Raw genomic sequence first — 22,363 nt, 5'->3', positions numbered from 1 at the left:
GCGTGGCCAAGGTTGCCCGGATGTACGCCAGTTGAGTGAGTTTCAGCCCTTCTTGAGGAGCAGCTCCGTGTTGCGGTCCTTCGGGTCGCCGCCCAGCACCGTGCTGGAACCCGGTGCGTTGTACGACAGTTCGCGGTACAGGGCCGCGAGGCCGGTCTGGGTGAGGTCGGAGAAGTCGGTGCGGTGCGGGGCCGCGGACTCGATCAGCGTGGTGAAGAGGGACAGCGTGCCGTCCTTGTTGTCCACCAGCTCGATGACGCGGGCGAGTTGGGGGTAGTCGACGTGCGAGGCGGTCGAGATCTCCCAGAAGCTGCGGCCGTCGGGCGCCGAGTGCGGGGTGATGACGTTGCGGTGGATGTGGCCGTTGACCCAGGCCAGCACGTTCGGGTGGCTGCCGAGGAGGGCGATGACCGCCGAGCCCTCGTAGCGGCGCTCGGTGGGGTGCGCCGGGTCGGGGCGGGTGTTGTCCATCGTCTTGCTGGTGTGGTGGCTGAAGATCACCGCGTACGAGTCCTTGTTGTCGCGCAGCGTCTTGTCCAGCCACCTCAACTGCGTTGCCCCGATGGACCCTTCGTAGTGGCCGCCCGCGTCCGTGGTGTCGAGGCTGATGCCGATCACGTCATCGGCGATGCGGAACGCGTAGTACTGGGTGCCCGCGTCGACGTTCGCGGAGGAGTAGCCGTGGCCGACCGGACCGAGGCCCTGGTAGGCCGGGTCGAGGTGGGCCTTGAGGTACTCGGCGGAGGTGTACGGGGCGCGGTTCTCGTCCGGCGTGATCGAGCGCGCGGAGCGGGCGTGCGCCTTGAGGAAGTCGCGGTAGCCGGAGCCCTTGGGGTCCTTGGCGTCCCGGATCGAGTTCTGCAGCTTCTTCGCCTCGGCCGCCGTCGCGGTCATCAACTTCTTGCCGCCGATGGCGAGTTCGGTGAGGTACGGGTCCGCGTGCGAGCCGAAGCAGCCGAGCGGCAGCGCGTCGTGGTTGCCGACCGTGGAGTACCAGGGCAGGTTGAGGCCGGGGCTGCGGACCTCGCGGATCGCGGCGGCCAGGAAGCCCTTGAGGTGCGGGAAGCCGACCTGCTTGTCGCCGTCGCGCACGGTGGATTCGGCCTGCCAGTACAGCTTGAGGCCGCTGTTCTGGACGCCCTCGTAGTGGCGCGGGTCACCGGTGTTGGGGGTGAACCGGCCGCCGCTCATGATCTTCATGAACCATTCCAGCTCGGACTTCGCGTTGTTGTCCGTGTTGTCGCCGGTGGTCATCACGAAGTGCAGCGGGGAGCCGGTCACCGGCGCGCCGCGCAGCGCGTTGACCCGCTCGACCAGCGAGATCCCGCCCTGCACGGTCAGCGCCTCGTGCGGGCGCCACGCGTGCTTGTCGGTCGAGCGCAGGTACTCCAGGCGCAGCGGGTGCTGAACGTCCATCAGGTGCAGGTCGGTGAACTGTACGAACGACGCGAGTGCCGTACGGCGGCCCGCGCGCCCGGACTTGGCGTTGGCGAGGTCGCCGCGCACGACGCGCTTCCAGCCCGCGCCGTCGCCGAGGCGGCGGTAGCCGGAGCTGGTGCGCGGGGCGGCGACCGTGGCGAGGGTGGTGCCCTTGGTGTACGGCGCGAGGGGTGCGGCCGGTGCCACGCGGGAGTGCGCGACGGGTGCCTCGGCGGCGGCGTTGGCAGCATCGGCGGTGACTGTGGCGGCCTGGCTGTCGGTGGGCCGCAGGGCGTATCCGACGCCCGCGGACACGGACACGGCCGCGGTGGCGGCGAGGACGGTACGGCGGTTGACCCCCAGCGCGGAGCTGGCGACAGAGCGTGTGCGCGACATGGCGCGATCTCCCCGAGTACGAACTGCGTCGGCAGTGGTCGCGGGGGTGCGCGGCGATCGGTTTTCGATCGCGGTCGCGAACTTCCCGCTCGTACTGGATGCTTGGCATCGGGGATGACCTGCGCGTAAACGAGACGGCAACGCGTAGCGCCGATCACCGTACGTCGATCTTGAAGACCCCTGTGCGTTCGTGAACGCTCGTCGAGCCGCCGGGAGGCGGCTACTCCGTGTTCATCTGCCGGGGTACTGAAGCTATTCCGGGACCCGTTCGACCCGTCCTGCGGCCGGACGCTCGCGCCACAGTCGTAGCGCGATGTCGATCAACCGGACCCGGGGCAGGCCGGGTACGTCGTCCAGTGGATGCCAGGCGGCCATGTCGGTGGACCCGCCGATCTCGTTGCGCAGTTCGCCGCCGACGATCTTCGCCTCGTAGACGAGGCGGAGGCCGTGCTGGTCCACCTTGCGGTGGTAGCTCCATGGGATGACGTGGTGGATGGAGTCCATGCCGAGGAAGCCGGTGACCTCGACGTGGTAGCCGGTCTCCTCCTCCAGTTCCCTTACGACGGTGTCGTTCGGGTGTTCGCCGTGGTCCATGCCGCCGCCGGGGAGGACCCACTCGTGGCCTCCGCGCTCGGCTGGTGACCGGGCCAGGAGGAGTTGGCTGTCCCTGACGCAGACGGCGTAGGCGGCGACCCTCAGCTTTTGGCGCATCCGGAGACGTTAAGTGCGCTGTGGGAGGTGCCGCAATGGGTCGTTGTTTGGGTGCGGCGCCGTTGGGGCTGGTCGCGCCCACGCGGCGGAGCCGCAAATCGATACAGCCCCGCGCCCCTTTAGGGCGCTTATCTCGCCGGGGTTGGGTTGGCAGGGGAGTATTCGGGGGCGGACCAGCGGAGGGGGAGTGCTGCGGGGGTCTCCACTACCTCGGTCAGAGTGAAACGCACCCTGCGCTTTCCCTCACCGTCGAACTCCGTCCTTGCCTCGCCGGTGAGTTGGAGTGTTGTACCCGTCGTCCAGTCCAGGAAGAGGAGGCCGGCGCGGGGGTCGGTGTGGAGGTTGCCGAGGCTGAGGAACATGGCGTTGCCCGTGTAGTCAGGCCAGGTCAGCTCGTGGGGTGAAGTCGCTTGTACGAAGCCGGGGTTGCCGCCCCGGTGGCTGGCGTCGGCGCCGTGTTCGTGGACGGTGGCCAGGAAGAAGGTGTCGGCCTTCGTGATGAACTCGGCCTGCGTAGGAGTCAGTTCGGTGGTGTGCCGGGGGCGCTCGGGTTCGCGGGGCGCGACCGTCTCGTAGGACTCTCTCCGTTGGATGTATTTGGGGCAGTTGGAGAAGACCCGCTCCGCCTCGATCGCCAATCCCCTTGCCGTGCGGCGGAGTTGGCCGTCCACTCTCATACGGCGGCGGGTGCGGGGGTCCAGGGCGATCGTGCCGACCGGGAGGTCCCGCGCCTCGGCTAGGGCCGGGGTGAGGGGGTCGGTGGGACGGGTGGCGCCGGTGATCGAAATCTGGTGCGGGCCCGTCGCGTGGACGAAGCCGGGGGTGCCGGTGAGTGGGGAGGCCCATACCTTGCCCGTTGCCGGGTCTGCCGCGCCCAGGATCAGGAGGGGCTGGAGTTCGAGGAACGCGGCGGCCACCGGTTTGATGCCCTGGCCGATGATCTGGCCGACGTGGTCGGCGAGTTCACGTACCCCTACCCGGTCCTGCACAGCGCGGGAGCCCTCGTGATAGGCGCTCATGGCGTCCATGGCTAGAAGAAGCCGCAGGTCGGGGCCTCGGCGTCGGGGACCGGGGCGTCCTCCGCGCCGGTCGGCACCGAGATCTCCAGGCGGGTGCCGTCCGGGTCGTGGAAGAAGATGCCGCCGGAGGCCGCGCCCTCGCGGTGGGCGACCACGCCCTCGTACGCGAACTCGGCGCCGTACGCCTTGAGCGCCTCCTCGTAGTGGCGGACGCGCTCGATCGAGTCGGCCGCGAACGCCAGGTGGTGCAGTCCGGCGTGGTCGGCGGTGTACGGCCCCTGCGCCTGCTGCCAGAGAGTGAGGACGGGGCGGGCGTCGTCGCCGTCGCCCAGGAACGCGTACCGGCGGTCGTCCTCCTTGCCCTCGGTGAGGACCGCGAAGCCGAGGACGTCGCGGTAGAAGGCGAGGGAGCGGTCGAGGTCGGTGACGTTCAGGCCGATGTGGCCGAGGTGCGGGGTCATGGGAAGCCCTTCGCTGACATAACCGTTGTCGATGACTTTAGTGGTTAGAATCGGTGAGGGTCAACCGGTCACGTACTCTTGACCGGTTAGATCAGAAGAGAGGCACCCGATATGCCGAAGCCCACGTCGAAGTCGAAGACGAAGCCGATGCCCCTCACCGAGGACCCGCGGCCGCTCATCGGCGAGCCGCTCGCGCTCGACCTGCTCAACACGTGGTGGATGCGGGACGGGGCCGTACAGGATCTGCTCACGGTCCCGGGCGGGCTCGCCGTGTGGCTCGCGTCGAACGGGCTCGACGGGCGGTTCGCGGCCGACACGATCACCCTGACGCACGTCAACATCGCGCGCGGCGCGCTGAAGACGGCCCTCGACGACGGCCGCACGGACGACCTCGACGGCGTGCTCGGCATGGGACGCATCCGCGCCACCCTCACCGCCGACGGGCCCGGCGAGGTGCCGGAGTTCCAGGACCCCAGGTGGGGGCCCGGCTGGCTCGCCGCCCGCAGTTATCTGGAGCTGCTCTCCACCGCCCCGGACCGCATCCGCCGCTGCGCCCACGAGGCCTGCATCCTGCGCTTCTTCGACACGTCGCGGAACGGCACCCGCCGCTGGTGCTCGATGGCGGCCTGCGGCAACCGCGCGAAGGCGTCCCGTCACTACGCCCGTTCGAACCACGGGAACGAATAGGGGGTTTTCCCCATACGTTCATAGCGTTTCGGTCAACACTTCCCAAACAACCGTCCCTTGGGTAAAGCTGTGCCCTCGTCCGGCACTGGATTCTTCACCTACAAGGGATGCCGATGACCCTCTCCCACCAGAGACGCGTGGCCCGGATATCCGTGGCCGCCGGTCTCGTCGCCGCGCTCTCCGCGGCCGGGCCGATACCCATGGCCTTCTCCGCCGACTCACCGTCCGCCACCACCTCCGCGGACCCGAGCATCAAGTCCGCCGCCGCCAAGCTCGGTTCGGACGACGCCGACCTGCTCGCCACGGCCAAGGCCGACGGCGACAAGAACGTCACGATGATGATCGCCACCGCGCCGGGCGCGACCGAGCAGGTCGCCCAGCAGCTGGACGCGGTCAAGGGCGGCTCCGTGGGCCGCACCTACGACAAGCTCGGCTACGTCCGCGCCACCGTCCCGACCGGCAAGGCCGACTCGGCGATCGCCGCCGCCGCGAAGCTGTCCTCGGTGCAGGCCATCGACCTGCGGCAGGAGATCGCCCTCGACGATCCGACGCCGAGCGCGGACACCGCGAAGGGCGCCAAGAACGCGTCCAGCGCGACCACTTACTCCGGGCCGAGCAAGAGCACCCCCGCCGAGAACCCGTACAACCCGTCCTTCGAGACGGGCGCCGTCGACTTCGTGAAGAAGAACCCGAAGGCGGACGGCCGCGGCATCACGATCGGCATCCTCGACTCCGGCGTCGACCTCGGCCACCCGGCGCTGCAGAAGACCACCACCGGCGAGCGTAAGATCGTCGACTGGGTCACCTCGACCGACCCGATCGTCGACGGCGACCAGACCTGGCGCCCGATGGTGACGGCCGTCTCCGGCCCCGACTTCACCTACGGCGGCACGAGTTGGACGGCGCCCGCGGGGTCGTACGAGATCAGCACGTTCAAGGAGTCGTACACCACCGGCGGTGACGCGAAGGGCGACGCGAACCGTGACGGTGACACCACCGACGCGTGGGGTGTCCTGTACGACCCGGCGGCCGGCACGGTGACGGTCGACCTGAACAACAACCAGAACTTCAGCGACGACACCCCGATGAAGCCGTACAAGGACGGCTACCAGATCGGCTACTTCGGGACCGACAACCCGGCGACGGACGTCGTCGAGCGGCAGCCGTTCGTCGTGCAGATCAGCAAGGACGTCCCCATGGACCCGTACGGCGGGTCCTGGGTCGGCAAGACCGCGGACTTCGTCAACATCGGTGTCATCGAGTCCGAGCACGGCACGCACGTCGCCGGCATCACCGCGGCCAACGGCCTGTTCGGCGGCAAGATGAACGGCGAGGCGCCCGGCGCGAAGCTCGTCTCCTCGCGTGCCTGCACCTGGACCGGCGGCTGCACCAACGTGGCGCTCACCGAGGGCATGATCGACCTCGTCGCCAACCGCGGTGTCGACATCGTCAACATGTCGATCGGCGGCCTGCCCGCGCTGAACGACGGCAACAACGCGCGCGCCGAGCTCTACACGCGCCTCATCGACACGTACGGCGTGCAGCTCGTGATCTCGGCCGGCAACTCCGGTCCGGGCGCCAACACGATCGGCGACCCCGGCCTGGCCGACAAGGTGATCTCGGTCGGCGCCTCGATCTCGAAGCAGACCTGGGCGGCCAACTACGGCTCGCAGGTGGCGACTTCGTACCAGCTGCTGCCGTTCTCCTCGCGCGGTCCGCGTGAGGACGGCGGCTTCACGCCGACGCTCGTCGCGCCCGGCGCCGCGATCAACTCGACCCAGACCTGGCTGCCGGGTTCCCCGGTCGCCGAGGCGGGTTACACGCTGCCGGCCGGCTACTCGATGCTCCAGGGCACCTCGATGGCCTCCCCGCAGGCGGCGGGCGCCTCGGCGCTGCTGCTGAGCGCCGCGAAGCAGAAGCACATCGCCCTCACCCCGGCGACCCTGCGCACGGCGCTGACCTCGACGGCCGATCACATCAAGGGTGTTCAGGCCTACGAGGAGGGCGCGGGCCTCATCAACATCGTGGACGCGTGGAAGTCCATCAAGGACGGCGCGAGCGCCCACGAGTACACGGTGAAGGCTCCCGTCGACACGGCGATCGACTACGCGCTGAAGACCCCGGGCTTCGGCACGGGACTGTACGACCGCGAGGGCGGCCTCAAGGCCGGCGCGAAGAAGACGTACGACATCACGATCACGCGAACCACCGGTGCGGACAAGGCGGTTCGGCACGAGCTGCACTTCGAGAACAACGCCGGTGACACCTTCCGGATCGTCGGCTCGGACGAGGTCAAGCTCCCGCTGAACCAGCCGGTGACGGTCAAGGTGCAGGCGGCGCCCAGGAGTTCGGGCATCAAGAGCGCGATCCTGGAGGTCGACGACCCGAAGACCGAGGGCCTGGACAAGCAGATCCTCACGACGGTCGTGGTCTCGACTCCCGTCAACTACACCTACTCCACCGCGAGTTCGGTGCAGCGCAACAGCACGCAGTCGTACTTCGTGACCGTCCCGGCGGGCGCCAAGGCCCTTGAGGTCGCCATCAGCGGGCTGAAGGACAAGAGCCAGACGCGGTTCATCTCGATCCACCCGTACGGCGTTCCGGTCGAGGACACCGGCACCCCGTACTGCTACAACAACTACCTCGACGGCAACGGCTGCAAGCCCGACGTGCGGTCGTACGCGGACCCGCAGGCCGGCGTCTGGGAGATCGAGGTCGAGGCGCGCCGCACCTCGCCGCTGCTCGACAACCCGTACAAGCTGGACGCCACCGTCCTCGGCGCGGCCTTCGACCCGGAGACCGTGACCGTGCCCGAGGCGAAGGTCGGCGTCCCGGCCACCGCCTCGTGGAAGGTGACCAACAACTACGCGGCCCTCACCGGCACGTTGAAGGGCGGCCCGCTCGGCTCCTCGCTGACCGCGCGGCCCACCATCACCGAGGGCGTCACCCAGACCACCACGGTCGATGTCCCGGCCGGCGCCACGTCCCTGGACGTCGCGATCGGCAACGTGTCGGACACGGCGGCGGACCTGGACCTGACGGTGAAGAACGCCGCCGGGACCGTCGTCGGCACCTCCGCCGACGGCGACTCGGAGGAGTCCGTCTCCATCGCCAACCCGGCCGCCGGTACGTACACGGTCGAGGTCGTGGGCTACTCGGTGCCGTCCGGGTCCACCGCGTACGACTACCGGGACGTGTTCTTCTCCCCGGCGCTCGGCACGGTGACCGTCGACGGTTCGACCCCGGTGAAGCTCGCCACGGGCGCCTCGGCGACCGTCTCCGGCAGCGTCACCGCCCTGGCCCCGGCCCCCGAGGGACGCGAGTTCTTCGGCCAGGTCCAGCTGGTCAACGCCCACGGCACGGTCGCGGGGCTGGGCAGCGTGAAGATCGAGAAGGTCACGTCGTAGCCCTGACAGGGATACGACGGTGAGGGGGCGGGCGTCCGTGCGGGCGCCCGCCCCTTTCCTGTCAGCCGGTCGGGCAGGTGGTGGTGCCGGGCCCGGCCAGCGCCTCGACGATCGCGGCGCTGTCCGTGGCGACCGCGTCGTCGCCCACGGCCCAGAGGGTCGCCGTGTCCGAGCCCTTCGGGACCCCGACCAGCACGTGCTGCCCCTGGCGCGGCGCCGGCTGTGCCCCCGCGGCCAGGACGACCGTGACGTCGGCCGGGCCGTGGGCGGGCCGGTAGGAGCGGGTGACGGCGAGCGTGATCCGTTTCCGGGGGTCGGAGCCCGGCCGCACCCCGGTCACCGTCCCCTCGACGATGAGGCGGGAGCAGGCCACGTACAGCTCCGGGTCGGACAGCTCGCCCGAAGCCTCCGGCGCCTTGTCCTGCGTCGAGCCGGAGCCGGTCTTCGCCCCCTGGTCCGCGCTGTTGCTCGCCGCGCCGCCCGAGACTCCGTTGTGCGCCCCCAGCCAGGCGAGCCCGGTGATCATCGTGGCGACGACCGCCGTCGCGAGGGTGCCGTAGGCGAGGACGCGCAGGGCGGGACGGCGGCGGGCCGGGCGGGGCCTGGTCACGGGTTCGGGCGCCGGGGGTGCCGACAGTGCCTGCCCGATGATTCCCAACTGCTCGCGCAGCAACGCCACTTCGGCGGTGGCGACCCGGTGCTCGGCCATGAACTCGGTGTCCGCTTCCGCACCTCGCGGCAACGGTTCGTCCGTGATCGCGGCCATCAGCGCGTCCACGCCGTCGTACTCGGCAGCCACGTCACACCACCTCGTCCTCGTGCAGGCGGTCGCGCAGGGCGCGGACCGCGGAGTGCAGCCGGCTCTTGACCGTGCCTTCCGGGATGCCGAGTTCCTCGGCGATCCCGCGCACGGGGAGGTCGGCGAAGAAGCGCAGGACGAGAACCTGACGGTGCTGGTCGGGCAGTTCGTCCAGGCCCTGGGCCACCGCCAGGGACAGGACGCTCGTGTCCTCGCCGGAGGGGTGCTCCAGCTGGCGCAGGGAGGCGAGGCGCTCCCCCACCCGTTCCTGGCGGCGCTTGGCGCGGTGCCAGTCCATGGCGAGGTTGGAGGCGACGACCGCCGCCCACGCCGAGACGTCGCGCGGGGCCTCGTCGCCCTTCGCCGCGCGCTCCAGCAGCCGCAGCCGTACCTGCTGGACGCCGTCCGGCAGATCCGCCTGCGGCACCCCGCCGAGCGCGAGCACCGCCCGTACCCGGCGTTCCTGGGCCGCGTCCAGAGGATCGGCGTCCTCCTGGACCCGGCGGGCCTTTCTGCGCAGCACAAGCCACCCCCTCACCGCGTTTCCTCTACGACGCGGGAGGGGGCGGAAACGTTCGGCCGGGCGCGGAGGAGTTTTCCGCGGCGGCGGACGGAGGCGTGGATCACACCGGCGGGCGGGACGGCTTGCGGTCCGGGGCCGGTGCGGGGCGGATTTCTCGCAGCGCGCGGAGCCGTCGCCGCAGGATCGGGCCGGGGGCGGTCGGGTGGCGCGTCCCACTCCTCGGGCCGGGCGGCGAAAGGATTGGACACGCGGGCACGGGTGAGACGCATCATGGAAGCGCTGGACCACGTAGAACGCACGTAAAGGGAGTCGCCGTGAAGGTCGGAATCGTCGGAGCCACCGGTCAGGTCGGCACGGTCATGCGCAGGATCCTCGTGGAGCGGGACTTCCCCGTGACCGAGCTGCGTCTGTTCGCCTCGGCCCGTTCGGCGGGGACGGTCCTGGACGGCGTGACGGTGGAGGACGCGGCGACCGCGGACTACTCCGGGCTGGACATCGTGCTGTTCTCGGCGGGCGGCGCGACGTCGAAGGTGCTGGCCGAGAAGGTCGCCGCGCAGGGTGCGGTCGTCATCGACAACTCCTCCGCCTGGCGCAAGGACCCGCAGGTTCCGCTGGTCGTCTCGGAGGTGAACCCGCACGCGATCGTCGACCGGCCCAAGGGCATCATCGCCAACCCGAACTGCACGACGATGGCCGCGATGCCGGTGCTGAAGCCGTTGCACGCGGAGGCGGGGCTCGAGGCGCTGGTCGTCGCCACGTACCAGGCGGTGTCGGGGTCGGGGCTCTCCGGTGTGGCGGAGCTGCACGGGCAGGCGTTGAAGGTCGTCGCCGACGCGGACAAGCTCACGCACGACGGTTCGGCGGTCGACTTCCCGGAGCCGCAGGTCTACAAGCGCCCCATCGCGTTCAACGTGCTGCCCCTCGCCGGGTCGATCGTCGACGACGGCCTGCACGAGACCGACGAGGAGCAGAAGCTCCGCAGCGAGTCCCGCAAGATCCTGGAGATCCCGGAGCTGAAGGTCTCCGGCACCTGCGTCCGCGTCCCGGTCTTCTCGGGGCACTCCCTCCAGGTCAACGCCCGTTTCGCCCGCCCCATCTCGGTCGAGCGCGCGACGGAACTGCTCGGCGGCGCCCCGGGCGTAGCCCTCACGGACATCCCGACCCCCCTCCAGGCGGCCGGGCAGGATCCGTCCTACGTCGGCCGTATCCGCGCGGACGAGACGGTCGAGCACGGGCTCGCGCTGTTCATCTCCAACGACAACCTCCGCAAGGGCGCTGCGCTGAACGCGGTACAGATCGCGGAGCTGGTGGCAGCGGAACTCAAGGGCTGACCCCGGGAGTTTTTCGCCCCCGCCGCCCCTACCCGTCCCATCCCCCAGGGGCTCCGCCCCTTCAACCCCGACACGGGGGCCAGCCCCCGGACCCCCGCTCCTCAAACGCCGGAGGGGCTGGGTTTGGGGCCCGCGCCTCGAACGCCGGGGGGCTGATTTCGGGCCCCGCGCCTTGGACTCCGGAGGGGCTGTTTTCAGCCCGTCCGGCGTTTGAGGACGAGGCCCCTTCAGGGCCGATGGGGGGCTGGGGGCGGAGCCCCCAGGGGGTCACGCCCTGCGTACCTCGAAGAAGAAGCAGCCGTACTCGACCGCCCGGACGTGGACGAGAACCACCGCCGGATCCGCGAAGGCCCGGTCGAAGGCCTCGTCGTCGAGGGCGTCGACCAGCTCGCCGCCCAGGATGTACCCCTCGGCCGAGTAGCGGCGCAGCACCCGGTGGGCCCCCGCGAAGGGATACCCGGAGCCGGCCGCAGGCCCCCCGCACTCCTCCGCGTGGACGAACACCGGCCCCCGCTCGTCGTACGCCCCCGGCTCGACCCCCGTTTCCGCAGCCCAGCGCCGCAGCGGAGCGTACGAGACCAGGGCGATCCGCTCGCCGGGCGCGCTGCGGCGCAGGCAGCAGCGGAGCGGAGCGCCGCCCTCCTCGTCCGGGTAGGGAACCATTCCGCGTCCCGCATCGTCAGCAGAGCGCAGCTCCTTCAGGGCCGTCGGGTCGACGGGTCGTGCCGTGTACGTCGTCATGAACCCAGGTTCGCGCTCGTCCGCCCCGCTCACCGGCGGGATACGGACATCGCGCTTCCGTCGGCTCCCGTGGAAGGATGGCGCAACCCACACATAACGAGGAGATGACCGCGTGCCTGGCACAAACCTGACTCGCGAAGAGGCGCAGCAGCGGGCAACGCTGCTCACCGTTGACTCGTACGAGATCGATCTCGACCTCTCCGGCGCGCAGGAGGGCGGGACCTACAGGTCCGCGACGACGGTGCGCTTCGACGTGACGGAGGGCGGCACCGAGTCCTTCATCGACCTGGTCGCCCCGGCCGTCCACGAGGTGACGCTGAACGGCGACCCGCTCGACCCCGACGAGGTCTTCAAGGACTCGCGGATCGCGCTGGCCGGGTTGCTGGAGGGGCCCAACGTCCTGCGCGTCGTCGCCGACTGCGCCTACACCAACACCGGTGAGGGGCTGCACCGGTTCGTCGACCCCGTCGACCAACAGGCGTACCTCTACACCCAGTTCGAGGTGCCGGACGCGCGAAGGGTCTTCGCCTCCTTCGAGCAGCCCGACCTCAAGGCGACCTTCCAGTTCACCGTGAAGGCGCCCTCCGGCTGGACCGTCGTCTCCAACTCCCCGACGCCCGAACCCCGGGACGACACCTGGGTGTTCGAGCCGACGCCACGCATCTCGACGTACATCACCGCGCTGATCGTCGGGCCGTACCACAGCGTCCACAGCGTGTACGAGAAGGACGGGCAGAGCGTGCCGCTGGGCATCTACTGCCGGCCCTCGCTCGCCGAGTTCCTCGACTCGGACGCGATCTTCGAGGTCACGCGGCAGGGATTCGACTGGTTCCAGGAGAAGTTCGCCTACGCGTACCCCTTCAAGAAGTACGACCAGCTGTTCGTCCCGGAGTTCAACGCGGGCGCGATGGAGAACGCGGGCGCGGTGACCATCCGCGACCAGTACGTGTTCCGGTCCAAGGTGACCGACGCCGCGTACGAGGTCCGCGCGGAGACCATCCTGCACGAGCTGGCCCACATGTGGTTCGGCGACCTCGTGACCATGGAGTGGTGGAACGACCTGTGGCTGAACGAGTCGTTCGCCACGTACACCTCCATCGCCTGCCAGGCCTACGCCCCCGACTCGCGCTGGCCGCACTCGTGGACCACGTTCGCCAACTCGATGAAGACCTGGGCGTACCGGCAGGACCAACTCCCGTCCACGCACCCGATCATGGCCGAGATCCGCGACCTGGACGACGTCCTCGTCAACTTCGACGGCATCACGTACGCCAAGGGCGCGAGCGTCCTGAAGCAGCTCGTCGCGTACGTCGGCATGGACGAGTTCTTCGCGGGCGTGCAGGCGTACTTCAAGCGGCACGCGTACGGCAACACCCGCCTGTCCGACCTGCTCGGCGCGCTGGAGGAGACCTCCGGCCGTGACCTGAGCACCTGGTCGAAGGCGTGGCTGCAGACCGCCGGCATCAACATCCTGCGCCCCGAGATCGAGACGGACGCGGACGGTGTCATCACCGCGTTCGCGATCCGGCAGGAGGCCCCGGCCCTGCCCGCCGGTGCGAAGGGCGAGCCGACGCTCCGCCCGCACCGCATCGCGGTCGGCCTCTACGAACTCGACGAGAGCACCGGCAAGTTGGTGCGCGACGAGCGCGTCGAGCTGGACGTGGACGGCGAACTCACCGCCGTACCGCAGCTGGTGGGCAAGCGTCGTCCGGACGTCGTCCTGCTCAACGACGACGACCTGTCGTACGCGAAGGTCCGTCTCGACGAGCAGTCCCTCGCGTTCGTCACCGAGCACCTCGGCGACTTCGAGTCCTCGCTGCCCCGCGCCCTGTGCTGGGCCTCGGCCTGGGACATGACACGGGACGCCGAACTCCCCACCCGTGACTACCTGTCGCTCGTCCTGTCGGGCATCGGCAAGGAGTCCGACATCGGCGTCGTGCAGTCGCTCCAGCGGCAGGTGAAGCTGGCGATCGAGCTGTACGCCGACCCGGCCGCCCGTGACGCCCTGCTCACCCGCTGGACCGACGCCACGCTGGCGCACCTGCGGTCCGCCGAGGCGGGCAGCGACCACCAGCTGGCCTGGGCGCGGGCGTTCGCGGCGACCGCGCGCACCCCGGAGCAGGTGGACCTGCTGGACTCCCTGCTGGACGGCGCGACGACGATCGAGGGTCTGGCCGTCGACACCGAGCTGCGCTGGGCGTTCGTCGAGCGGCTCGTGGCGGTCGGGCACTTCGACGAGGAGGACATCGCCTCGGAGCACGAGCGGGACAAGACGGCCGCCGGTGAGCGGCACGCCGCGACCGCCCGTGCCGCCCGTCCGACCGAGGAGGCGAAGGCGGAGGCCTGGGCGCAGGTCGTCGAGTCCGACAAGCTCCCCAACGCCCTTCAGGAAGCGGTGATCTCGGGCTTCGTGCAGACGGACCAGCGTGAACTGCTGGCGCCGTACACGGAGAAGTACTTCGCCGCCGTCAAGGAGGCCTGGGACACCCGCTCGCACGAGATCGCCCAGCAGATCGCGATCGGCCTCTACCCGTCGGTCCAGGTCTCCCAGGACACCCTGGACCGCACGGACGCCTGGCTGACGACCGCCGAGCCCAACGCGGCCCTGCGCCGCCTGGTCTCGGAGTCCCGCTCGGGCGTGGAGCGCGCGCTCAAGGCACAGGCCGCGGACGCGGCCGCCGACCACTAGGCAGGACCAGACGGAGGGCGGGTGACCAACCAGGTCACCCGCCCTCCGTGTACCCGCCCTCCGCGTACTCGCCCTCGGTGCCCAGCAGCCGCGCGGTGTCCAGCATCGTCCTCAGGTGCAGCCCGGTCTGTACGGCCACGGGCACCCACCGCGGGTCGTAGGACTTCCGCAGTTCCTGGCACCACTCGTGCACCAGGTTCCCGAGGGTCTCGGCGGCGTCGGGGTCGGTGCGGGCGAGGGCGCGGCGCAGCATGGCCGCAGCGCGCAGCGGGACCCGGCGGGCGGAGACGCCCAGGGTCGCGAAGTGGCCCTCGTGCGCGGGGAGTTCCTCGGCGGCCCAGGTGCCGGCGATGGACGGCGAGACGTCGACCAGTTCCAGCCCCGCGTCCCGCAGCGGTCTCAGCTCCTCGGGCACACCGTCGAGCGCCCGCCCGTCGAGTACGGCCGTGAGCTGCCGGGTCCGGTCGAGGAGCAGCTCGCTCACCCGCGCGGTCTCCCCGGCCGGGTCGGCGGCGGGCCGCGGGTCGCCGGTCGCGGCGACGGCCCAGGCGGGCGCCTCGACGAGCGCGGTGAGGGTGCCGTAGCGCCCGGGGTGGAGCCAGGTGCTCTCGGCGACGAAACCGCTCTGGTCGCGTTCGCCCGTGCCCCGGCCCGACGGCAGTACCAGGACGCCGGGTGGTTCCGGGCGCCAGTCGAGGCCGTCGAGGGGGTGATGGACGAGGGGGACGCGCAGCCGGGCCGCGGTGCGCCGGAAGGCGTCGGCGACGCCCGGGACGTCCTTGGTCAGCATCACGAAGCCGCCGCCGAACTCGATGCCGTGCAGGGTGAATTGGGCGGCGGGCCGCAGCTCGTCGAGCAGCCGCACCAGCGCCGCGGACTCGGGCAGCGGCCGCCGTCCCGCGCCCCGGGCCGGCATCGACTCGGGCTGGCAGGCGAACTCGGGCCGGTAGAAGGAGCGGTGGCACTCCTCCAGGGACGGCTCCGGTTCCTCCGGCTGCCAGCCCTGCGCGAGGTGCGCCCCGTCCGGGTCGAGGCAGAGCAGGAAGTGCCAGGTGCAGCCGAGGAGTTGGAGGTGGTGCGGCCGGCGCGCGAAGAGCCGTGCCAGGCGGAGTGCGGAGGCCCCGCCCACGGGTTCGTTGGCGTGCGCGCCCGCGACGGTCAGGAACTGCCGGTCCCCGTGCCCGGCCGACAGCAGCCACAACGGCCGCCCGGCCCGGCTCTCCCCCACGGCGCGCAGCCGCAGCACCCCGGGTGCCAGGGCGGCCAACGCGCGGGCCTGCCGCTCCAGTTCGTCGACGCCGGGATACGGCGCGCCCCGGAAGTGCGGTGTCCGCACGCCGGCCCTCCCCTTCGTCACCACGCCAACTCACCGTGCCCATAGGGCTGTTGAATTCCCCATGGGAGCTCCAGGGGTACGGCATGTCAAGAGGGACCCCGGGGACGGACGACCCCGCCCGGCCCGTCCTCAGCCCGGGAACATCCCGCCGGTGACATTGACGAACGTGCCGGTGATGCTCGCCGCGTGGTCCGAGGCGAGGAACACGGCGGTCGCGGTGATCTCCGCGAGGGTGGGGTTGCGGCGGGTCATGCGCAGGCTCGACAGGTGGTCGAGGATGCCCTGGATCGCTGCCTCGTTGAGGTCGGGGTTGACCTTGCCGAGCTTCTCGACGGTCAGGGTCTCGGGGATGCCGGCGGCCCACAGTCCTACGGCGCGCACCCCGCGCGGGCCCAGCTCCATCGCCAGGTTGCGCACGAGGCTGTCGGTCGCCGCGTCGGCGGGACCGGTGCCGCCCATCATCGGACTCCCGTGCGCGGAACCGCTGTTGAGGGTGAGGACGACACCGCTGCCCCGCTCGGCCATCCGGCGGGCGGCGGCGCGGGCGGTGATGAAGTTGGCGCGGGTGCCGTTGATCACCGGCGCGAGGAAGGCGTCGACGGGCATGTCGGTGATCGGCAGTCCCTGGACGTCGCCGCGCGAGACGAGGTTGAAGGAGATGTCGATGTCGCCGACGCGGGCGAGGTGTTCCGTGACGGCGCTCTCGTCGAGGGCGTCGACGACAGCCACCTCGGCGTCCTTGATGTCACTGGCCACGGCCTCCAGGGTCTCCCGGGTGCGTCCCACGAGGTGGACGCGGGCCCCCTCGGCGGCGAAGGCACGGGCGACCGCGCCGCCGATCGAGCCTCCGGCGCCGTAGATGACCGCGGTCTTGTCGGTGAGCAGCATGGTGGTTCTCCTTGCGGGTCGGGTGTCGTTCGAGTCGGCCATACAGACGCACGCGGGGGCCGCCACTCATCGGTCACCCCTGGTCGGTCACAGGCGCAGCGGCAGTCCGAAGGCCGGGAACAGGTGCGGCTCGAAGGACGTGATCTCCACGATCCGGTCGTCGGGGCCGAAGCGGAGCACGTCGAGGACCTGGGCGCGGTAGACCGTCGTACCGGGTCGGCGGACGTAACCCCCGGCCGCCAGCTGCCCGTTGGCGCGGGCGGGGAGATGACGCCAATGCCCCAGGAACATGGGCGAGTTGGCGTCGAGACTCACGCTCAGGAATTCGAGCAGCGCGTCGCGGCCGGTGAACCAGAACGGGTTCGGCGGCATGGTGAGCGTGACGTCCTCGCTGAGCAGCTCGGCGACCTCGGACAGGTCGAGGCGCTCGGCGGCGGCCATGTACCGCTTGACCAGGGTGCGTTGGTGCTCGGTGGGCTCGTCGGTCGTCCAGTCGGCACGGCGGCCGGGCAGCCGGTCGCGCAGGGTGGGGCGGGCGCGTTGCAGCGCGCTGTTGACCGAGGCCACGGTCATGTCGAGGGCCTCGCCGGTCTCCACGGCGGTCAGTCCGAGGACGTCCCGCAGCACCAACACCGCGCGCTGGCGCGGCGGGAGATGCTGTACGGCGGCCAGGAAGACCAGTTCGAGGGTCTCGCGGGAGACCGCGGCGGCCTCCGGCTGCTCCTCGGCGGAGGGCAACTCGTCGTCGGGGTAGGGCTGCAGCCACGTGATGCGGGCGGGCGGCTCCCCGCCGCCGTGGTTCATGCCGGGCAAGGGCTCGTAGCGCTTGGGGCGGCGGGCCGTACGGCGCTGGAAGTCCAGGCAGGCGTTGGTGGCGATGCGGTACAGCCAGGTCCTGGCACCGGCCCGCCCCTCGAAGGTGTCCCGGGCCCGCCAGGCCCGCAGGAACGTCTCCTGGACCAGGTCCTCGGCGTCGTCGTACGACCCGGTCATGCGGTAGCAGTGGACCTGGATCTCACGCCGGTGGGACTCGACGAGGGCGGCGAAGTCGCCTTCGTCGACGGGGACTTGGGGGATGGCGGGGGCTTCCGTAACGGGTAGGTGCGTGACGGGTTCCTGAGCGGTGTCCCGCGCGGTGCGCGCCACCCGCCTCAACCGCGCGACGGAGGAGGACAGTTCCGTCACTCCGGAGTAGAAGACGGAAGGCGGCTGCGGGACCAACTCCTCGACCTGCCGCCCGATCTCCTTGATCAGCCCGTCGACTCCGGCCCCGCCACCGCCGCCCTGCCGCTCCCGGTAGGCCTTCTGCCGGCAGGCGGCGGAACAGTACACGGAACGCCGGCCGGTACGGCCCGCCCGTGCGATGAGCGGCTTGCCACAGCTGGGGCAGGAGTCTTCGGCCACGGGTGCCTCCGGCGTTGCGTCACGAGCGTTGCGTCACAGGTGTCGCCTCACGGCGTTGCGTAACGACATTCCCGCGTGACGCTACCTCCCGGACCGGAACAGGAGGCGTACGCGGACCGATCTGCCCGAACACCGTCGCCCCGAACGCCAGCGCCATCCCCGCCACCTGCACCGCCGTGAGCGCCTGCCCGAGCGCGGCCCAGCCGACGACGGCCGCGGTCAGCGGGGAGAGCGGGCCGAGGAGGGTGACCTGGGTCGCGGAGAGCCGGCCGATCCCGCGGAACCAGAGCCAGTACGCGATCGCCGTGTTGGCCAGCGCGAGATACAGGTAACCGCCGACCGCCCGCCCGTCCAGCGCGGGCGGCGCCCCCTCGACCAGGAAGGCGACGGGGGCTATCAGCAGCCCGCCGGCGGTGAGCTGCCATCCGGTGAGGGCGAGCGGGCCGACGCCGTCGGGGCGGCCCCACCGCTTGGTGAGCACGGTGCCGGTGGACATGGACGCGGTGGAGGCCAGGGCCGCGAGCACGCCGACCGGATCGAACGCCCCGGCCGCCTTCAGTACGACGAGACTGACACCGAAGGCCGCGACGGCACCGGTGAGCACGCTCCGGGCCGTGGGCCGCTGCCCCAGCAGCACGGCCGAGAGTCCTACGACGATCAGCGGCCCGACCGACCCGACGACCGCCGCCATGCCCCCGGGGAGCCGGTACGCCGACAGGAACAGCAGCGGGAAGAAGGCGCCGATGTTCAGCGCGCCGAGCACCGTCGCCTTCCACCACCACGCGCCGCGCGGCAGCACCCGGGCGAGTGCGAGGAGCACGAGGCCGGCGGGCAGGGCGCGCATCAGGCCGGTGAAGAGGGGGCGGTCGGGCGGGAGGAACTGAGTGGTGACGGCGTAGGTGGTGCCCCAGGAGATGGGGGCGAGGGCGGTGAGGGCGGCCGTCAGGACCGGGCGACTGGCCATGGGAGACATGCCTTTCAGCGGAGGCCGAAGTAGGTCGACACTGATTAGCTTACCGCTAAGCAACTTACCGTCAAGCCACTAACCCCTGATCCACTGACCCGTGATCCACTTTCTTGCGACCGACCCACTGACCGGCGGATACTCACCCCATGAACGACAAGGACCCCGTCGACGCGATCGTCGAGCAGTGGGCGACGGTGCGGCCCGACCTCGACACCGCCGCGATGGAGGTCTTCGGGCGGATCTTCCGGCTCGCCCGGGCCATGGGCGACCGCATGGAGAAGGCGTACGTCCCGCACGGCATCTCGCGCGGCGAGTTCGACGTCCTCGCGACCCTGCGCCGGGCCGACGAGCCGTACACGCTCTCGCCGCGCGAGCTCTCCGCGACCCTGATGCTCACCACCGGCGGCATGACCGGCCGCCTCGACAAACTGGAACGGGCCGGCCTCCTCCGCCGCTCCCCCGACCCGCACGACCGCCGCGGCCTCCAAGTCACCCTGACGGAGAAGGGGTTGGCGCTGATAGACGAGGCGGTCGGCTCCGGACTCGCGACCCAGACGGCGGCCCTGTCCGGCCTGGCCGCCGACGAGGCCGACCAACTGGCCGACCTGCTGAGGAAGTTGCTGGCCTCGACCGAGCGATGACCGCTCCGCACAGGTCTGTTCAGCGGCAGAGGGTGCCCGCCTCAGGACATGCCGAAGGCGCCCGCCTCACCGCTGTGGGTGATGTGGGCGCCTTCCGGAAAAGGTGAGGTCAGACCTTGGCGTCGACGGCGGTGCCGGTCTTGCCGGACTTGGCCTTCGGCGCGCGGTCCTTGGACTTGTCCAGCGCCATGACCAGGCCCGCGATGATCGCGAACAGGGCGAGCGGGATCAGGACATAGAGCCCCAGCGTCTCGGCGACGCTCAGGCCGGAGCCCGGGTCGTCACCGTCGTCGCGGGTGAGCGCGAGCGCGGGGGACGTCATGAGCAGCATCATCAGCGTCGTACCGGCAGCCAGGGCGCCGGCGCGCAGGGCGTTCTTCTTGTCCACACCGCAAAAGTAGCGAACGTCCGAACGGGCCGCGCGCCCGGGGTGCCGTATGGGGTGCCGCATGGGCCGCACGCCCCTCACGGACCCCCTTCTCCACCGGCCTCCGTCCCCTCGCCCAGCCCCACCCGCAGCACGTCCACCAGCGCGTGCAGCCGCGGCGAAGCCGCCAGCTCCTCCAGCGTCACCGGCCGCCCCTCCGCATCGGCGATGGGCAGGCGCCAGTTCGGATACTGGTCCCACGTGCCGGGCAGGTTCTGCGGACGCCGGTCGCCGACGGTGTCCGGGAGCCAGACGCCGATCATGCGGGCCGGGGTCCGGAGCAGGAACCGGTGGACGGCGTGGATCTCCGCCTCCTCCTCGGACGCGGGCCGCCCGCCGCCCGTGGGGTGCTCGTAGAGGCCGAGCCGGGCCAGCAGCGCCAGCCACTCCCCCACATCGGTGGCGGACTCGACCCGTTCCTCCTCCACCGGCCGGGTCAACAGGCCCAGCCGGTCGCGGAGTTCGACGTGTTCGCCGGTGAGCCGGGCCGCGGTGGGCGGCAGGTCGTGGGTGGTGGCGGTGGCGAGGCAGTCGGCCCGCCACTTCTCCGGCGCGAGCGGACGCCCGTCGCCCTCCCAGTCCCGCTCGAACCACAGCACCGACGTCCCGAGCACCCCGCGCTCCTGCAGCGTCTCGCGCACACCCGGTTCTACGGTCCCCAGGTCCTCGCCGATCACCACGGACCCGGCGCGCGAGGCCTCCAGCGCGAGGACGGCGAGCATGGCCTCCGCGTCGTAGCGGACGTACGTGCCCTCGGTGGGCGGATGCCCCTGCGGGACCCACCACAGGCGGAACAGGCCCATGACGTGGTCGATGCGCAGGGCGCCCGCGTAACGGAAGAGCGCGCGGAGCAGGCGGCGGTAGGGGGCGTAGCCGGACTCGGCGAGGCGGTCGGGGCGCCACGGGGGCAGACCCCAGTCCTGGCCGAGGGAGTTGAAGGCGTCCGGGGGTGCGCCGACCGACATGCCGGCGGCGAAGTACCGCTGTTGGGCCCACGCGTCGGCACCGTCCGGATGCACTCCGACGGCGAGGTCGTGCACGACCCCGATCGGCATGCCCGCTTCCCGCGCTGCCCGCTGGGCGGCGGTGAGCTGGTCGTCGGTGAGCCAGGCGAGGCGGCAGTGGAAGTCGACGCGGTCCATCAACTCGCCCCGGGCGCGCGCGGTTTCGGGTGAGCGCGGGTCGCGCAGGGCGGCCGGCCACTCCCGCCAGTTCGAGCCGTGCACCTCGGCGAGGGCGTACCAGGTGGCGTGGTCCTCCAGCGCCTCGCCCTCGCGGGCGAGGAAGTCGACGTAGGCGGCCCGTCGTCCGGGTCCGAGGGGGACCTCGCGGACGAGCTCCAGCGCCTCGCGCTTCAGCTCCCACACGGCGTCGCGGTCGATCAACGCCTCCTTCTCCAGGACGGATTCCCGCAGCCGCCCGGCCCGTTCGAGGAGCCCGCGCAGCCGCTCCCGCTCCGCCTCCTCGACGTACGCGAACTCGGGGACGTCCTCGACCCGCAGATACACCGGGTCGGGGAAGCGGCGCGAGGACGGCCGGTACGGCGACGGGTCGGTGGGCGCGCCCGGCACGGCCGCGTGCAGGGGGTTGACCTGCACGAACCCGGCCCCGAGCGACCGCCCGGCCCAGGCGGCGAGTTCACCCAGGTCACCGAGGTCACCCATGCCCCAGGAGCGCCGGGAGAGGAGCGAGTACACCTGCACCATCAGCCCGTACGACCGTTCCGCGGGCGTGGGCAACCGGTCCGGGGCGATGACGAGTTGGGCCTCGGCGCTGCGGCCGTCCGGCGCGGTGGCCGTCAAGTGGTGGACGCCGAGCGGGAGTTGCTCGGCGCTCGACCGCAACTCGCCCTGCTCGGTCTCGATGTGGAGCACGGTGCCCTCGGGCAGCGCGTCGAGCGCGGGGGGCGTGCTGCCGTACCGGCCCACGACGGTGGGCGGCAACAGCCGTGCGGCCAGCTCCTGTTGGCGGGCGGCGAGCGCGGCGGCGGTGGCCTGCGGGGTGCTCGCGTCGACGCCGAGGGCGGCCAGCGCGGCGACGACCGCGACGGCGGAGGCGGGGACCGCGCGGTCCGGTGAGGGGCTGTAGGCGGTGGCGACGCCGTGCAGTTCGGCGAGGTGCGCCAGGTCCTCGCCGAGGGCGTCCGCCGGCCGGGGTGCGGTCATCTAGGGCCTCGTCGGGTCCGGGTCGGCGAACGGGTCGGCCAGGGCGGCGAGTTCACCGCTCGTCGTCATCGGGTCGTCGATCAGGCCGGCCTCGCTGGTCAGCGGCGCGTCCATCGTGGCGGACTCGCTGGTGAGCGGGGTGGCGTCGGCGAGCGGGGGCTCGCTGGTGAGGGGTTCGGCGTCGGCCAGCGGGGGTTCGCTGGTCAGCGGGGTCTCGGCCCAGGCGCCCTCGGAGTCGACGAAGAACAGGTCGGGGTCGGCGGCCGGCTCCGGGGTGCGTTTGGAGCGGGCCGGGCGCGGAAGTGATGCCGATGCTGCGGCCACGGGGGCCTCCTTGTCGTGTCGGGCGAGC

General features: G+C 71.3%; 19 protein-coding genes. 5 read left to right on the top strand and 14 right to left on the bottom strand.

Features of this window, described 5'->3' with window-relative positions:
- Positions 1-42: 42 nt before the first annotated feature.
- The 4 genes from OO69_RS33380 to OO69_RS33365 all read right to left on the bottom strand — a co-directional run bounded on the left by OO69_RS33380 (position 43) and on the right by OO69_RS33365 (position 4,006).
- Entirely contained in the window at positions 43-1,815 is a 1,773-nt protein-coding gene (locus OO69_RS33380) for a TIGR03767 family metallophosphoesterase (RefSeq protein ID WP_033284601.1), read from the bottom strand.
- A 252-nt stretch (positions 1,816-2,067) separates the two neighbouring features.
- The gene (locus OO69_RS33375) at positions 2,068-2,526 is read right to left on the bottom strand and encodes an NUDIX hydrolase (RefSeq protein ID WP_033284600.1); all 459 of its coding nucleotides are present in this window, start codon (positions 2,524-2,526) and stop codon (positions 2,068-2,070) included.
- Positions 2,527-2,654: 128 nt separating this feature from the next.
- Positions 2,655-3,545, bottom strand: a complete 891-nt coding sequence (locus OO69_RS33370; RefSeq protein ID WP_033284629.1) for a pyridoxamine 5'-phosphate oxidase family protein — start codon at positions 3,543-3,545, stop codon at positions 2,655-2,657.
- Between the two features lie 11 nt (positions 3,546-3,556).
- Positions 3,557-4,006, bottom strand: a complete 450-nt coding sequence (locus OO69_RS33365; RefSeq protein ID WP_033284599.1) for a VOC family protein — start codon at positions 4,004-4,006, stop codon at positions 3,557-3,559.
- 147 nt (positions 4,007-4,153) lie between these two features.
- On the opposite strand from OO69_RS33365, the gene OO69_RS33360 reads away from it, so the two are divergent.
- Both OO69_RS33360 and OO69_RS33355 read left to right on the top strand, forming a co-directional pair.
- On the top strand, positions 4,154-4,693 hold the full coding sequence (locus OO69_RS33360; protein WP_033284628.1) for a CGNR zinc finger domain-containing protein: 540 nt from the start codon (positions 4,154-4,156) through the stop codon (positions 4,691-4,693).
- 113 nt (positions 4,694-4,806) lie between these two features.
- A complete protein-coding gene (locus tag OO69_RS33355) occupies positions 4,807-8,100 on the top strand; it encodes a S8 family serine peptidase (RefSeq protein ID WP_033284598.1) in 3,294 nt (1,097 codons plus the stop codon).
- Between the two features lie 61 nt (positions 8,101-8,161).
- On the opposite strand, the gene OO69_RS33350 is transcribed toward OO69_RS33355, so the two are convergent.
- Together OO69_RS33350 and OO69_RS33345 are read right to left on the bottom strand one after the other, a co-directional pair.
- A complete protein-coding gene (locus OO69_RS33350; RefSeq protein ID WP_033284597.1) occupies positions 8,162-8,899 on the bottom strand; it encodes a hypothetical protein in 738 nt (245 codons plus the stop codon).
- A 1-nt stretch (position 8,900) separates the two neighbouring features.
- Positions 8,901-9,422, bottom strand: a complete 522-nt coding sequence (locus OO69_RS33345; RefSeq protein ID WP_033284596.1) for a sigma-70 family RNA polymerase sigma factor — start codon at positions 9,420-9,422, stop codon at positions 8,901-8,903.
- Between the two features lie 314 nt (positions 9,423-9,736).
- On the opposite strand from OO69_RS33345, the gene OO69_RS33340 reads away from it, so the two are divergent.
- A complete protein-coding gene (locus OO69_RS33340; protein WP_033284595.1) occupies positions 9,737-10,753 on the top strand; it encodes an aspartate-semialdehyde dehydrogenase in 1,017 nt (338 codons plus the stop codon).
- A gap of 267 nt (positions 10,754-11,020) precedes the next feature.
- Here OO69_RS33340 and OO69_RS33335 read toward each other — a convergent pair whose 3' ends face one another.
- Positions 11,021-11,494, bottom strand: coding sequence for a DUF1203 domain-containing protein (locus OO69_RS33335; RefSeq protein WP_033284627.1), 474 nt, complete (start codon positions 11,492-11,494; stop codon positions 11,021-11,023).
- A 112-nt stretch (positions 11,495-11,606) separates the two neighbouring features.
- Between OO69_RS33335 and pepN the strand changes: the two genes are divergently transcribed.
- Positions 11,607-14,183, top strand: coding sequence for an aminopeptidase N (gene pepN, locus OO69_RS33330; protein ID WP_033284594.1), 2,577 nt, complete (start codon positions 11,607-11,609; stop codon positions 14,181-14,183).
- Positions 14,184-14,217: 34 nt separating this feature from the next.
- Here pepN and OO69_RS33325 read toward each other — a convergent pair whose 3' ends face one another.
- The 4 genes from OO69_RS33325 to OO69_RS33310 form a co-directional block, all read right to left on the bottom strand.
- Positions 14,218-15,519: a M14 family zinc carboxypeptidase gene (locus tag OO69_RS33325; protein WP_051801345.1), complete on the bottom strand. Its 1,302-nt coding sequence runs from the start codon at positions 15,517-15,519 to the stop codon at positions 14,218-14,220.
- A 129-nt stretch (positions 15,520-15,648) separates the two neighbouring features.
- Positions 15,649-16,407 (bottom strand): SDR family NAD(P)-dependent oxidoreductase, encoded by a 759-nt coding sequence (locus OO69_RS33320; RefSeq protein ID WP_033284593.1) that lies wholly within the window; start codon positions 16,405-16,407, stop codon positions 15,649-15,651.
- Between the two features lie 87 nt (positions 16,408-16,494).
- Positions 16,495-17,811, bottom strand: coding sequence for a sigma-70 family RNA polymerase sigma factor (locus OO69_RS33315; RefSeq protein ID WP_033284592.1), 1,317 nt, complete (start codon positions 17,809-17,811; stop codon positions 16,495-16,497).
- A 19-nt stretch (positions 17,812-17,830) separates the two neighbouring features.
- Positions 17,831-18,784: an EamA family transporter gene (locus OO69_RS33310; protein ID WP_234444592.1), complete on the bottom strand. Its 954-nt coding sequence runs from the start codon at positions 18,782-18,784 to the stop codon at positions 17,831-17,833.
- A 140-nt stretch (positions 18,785-18,924) separates the two neighbouring features.
- On the opposite strand from OO69_RS33310, the gene OO69_RS33305 reads away from it, so the two are divergent.
- Positions 18,925-19,419, top strand: a complete 495-nt coding sequence (locus OO69_RS33305; protein ID WP_033284591.1) for a MarR family winged helix-turn-helix transcriptional regulator — start codon at positions 18,925-18,927, stop codon at positions 19,417-19,419.
- A 109-nt stretch (positions 19,420-19,528) separates the two neighbouring features.
- On the opposite strand, the gene OO69_RS33300 is transcribed toward OO69_RS33305, so the two are convergent.
- The 3 genes from OO69_RS33300 to OO69_RS53155 form a co-directional block, all read right to left on the bottom strand.
- Positions 19,529-19,807, bottom strand: a complete 279-nt coding sequence (locus OO69_RS33300; protein WP_033284590.1) for a hypothetical protein — start codon at positions 19,805-19,807, stop codon at positions 19,529-19,531.
- A 77-nt stretch (positions 19,808-19,884) separates the two neighbouring features.
- Positions 19,885-22,011, bottom strand: a complete 2,127-nt coding sequence (gene malQ / locus OO69_RS33295) for a 4-alpha-glucanotransferase (RefSeq protein WP_033284589.1) — start codon at positions 22,009-22,011, stop codon at positions 19,885-19,887.
- Positions 22,012-22,335, bottom strand: a complete 324-nt coding sequence (locus OO69_RS53155) for a hypothetical protein (RefSeq protein ID WP_234444591.1) — start codon at positions 22,333-22,335, stop codon at positions 22,012-22,014.
- Positions 22,336-22,363 lie beyond the last annotated feature (28 nt).

The organism is Streptomyces sp. NRRL F-525 (assembly GCF_000716605.1).
In the GTDB taxonomy this organism is placed as follows: domain Bacteria; phylum Actinomycetota; class Actinomycetes; order Streptomycetales; family Streptomycetaceae; genus Streptomyces.
Note: the sequence above shows the minus strand (reverse complement) of the source record. Positions and strands in the feature narration are given on the sequence as shown.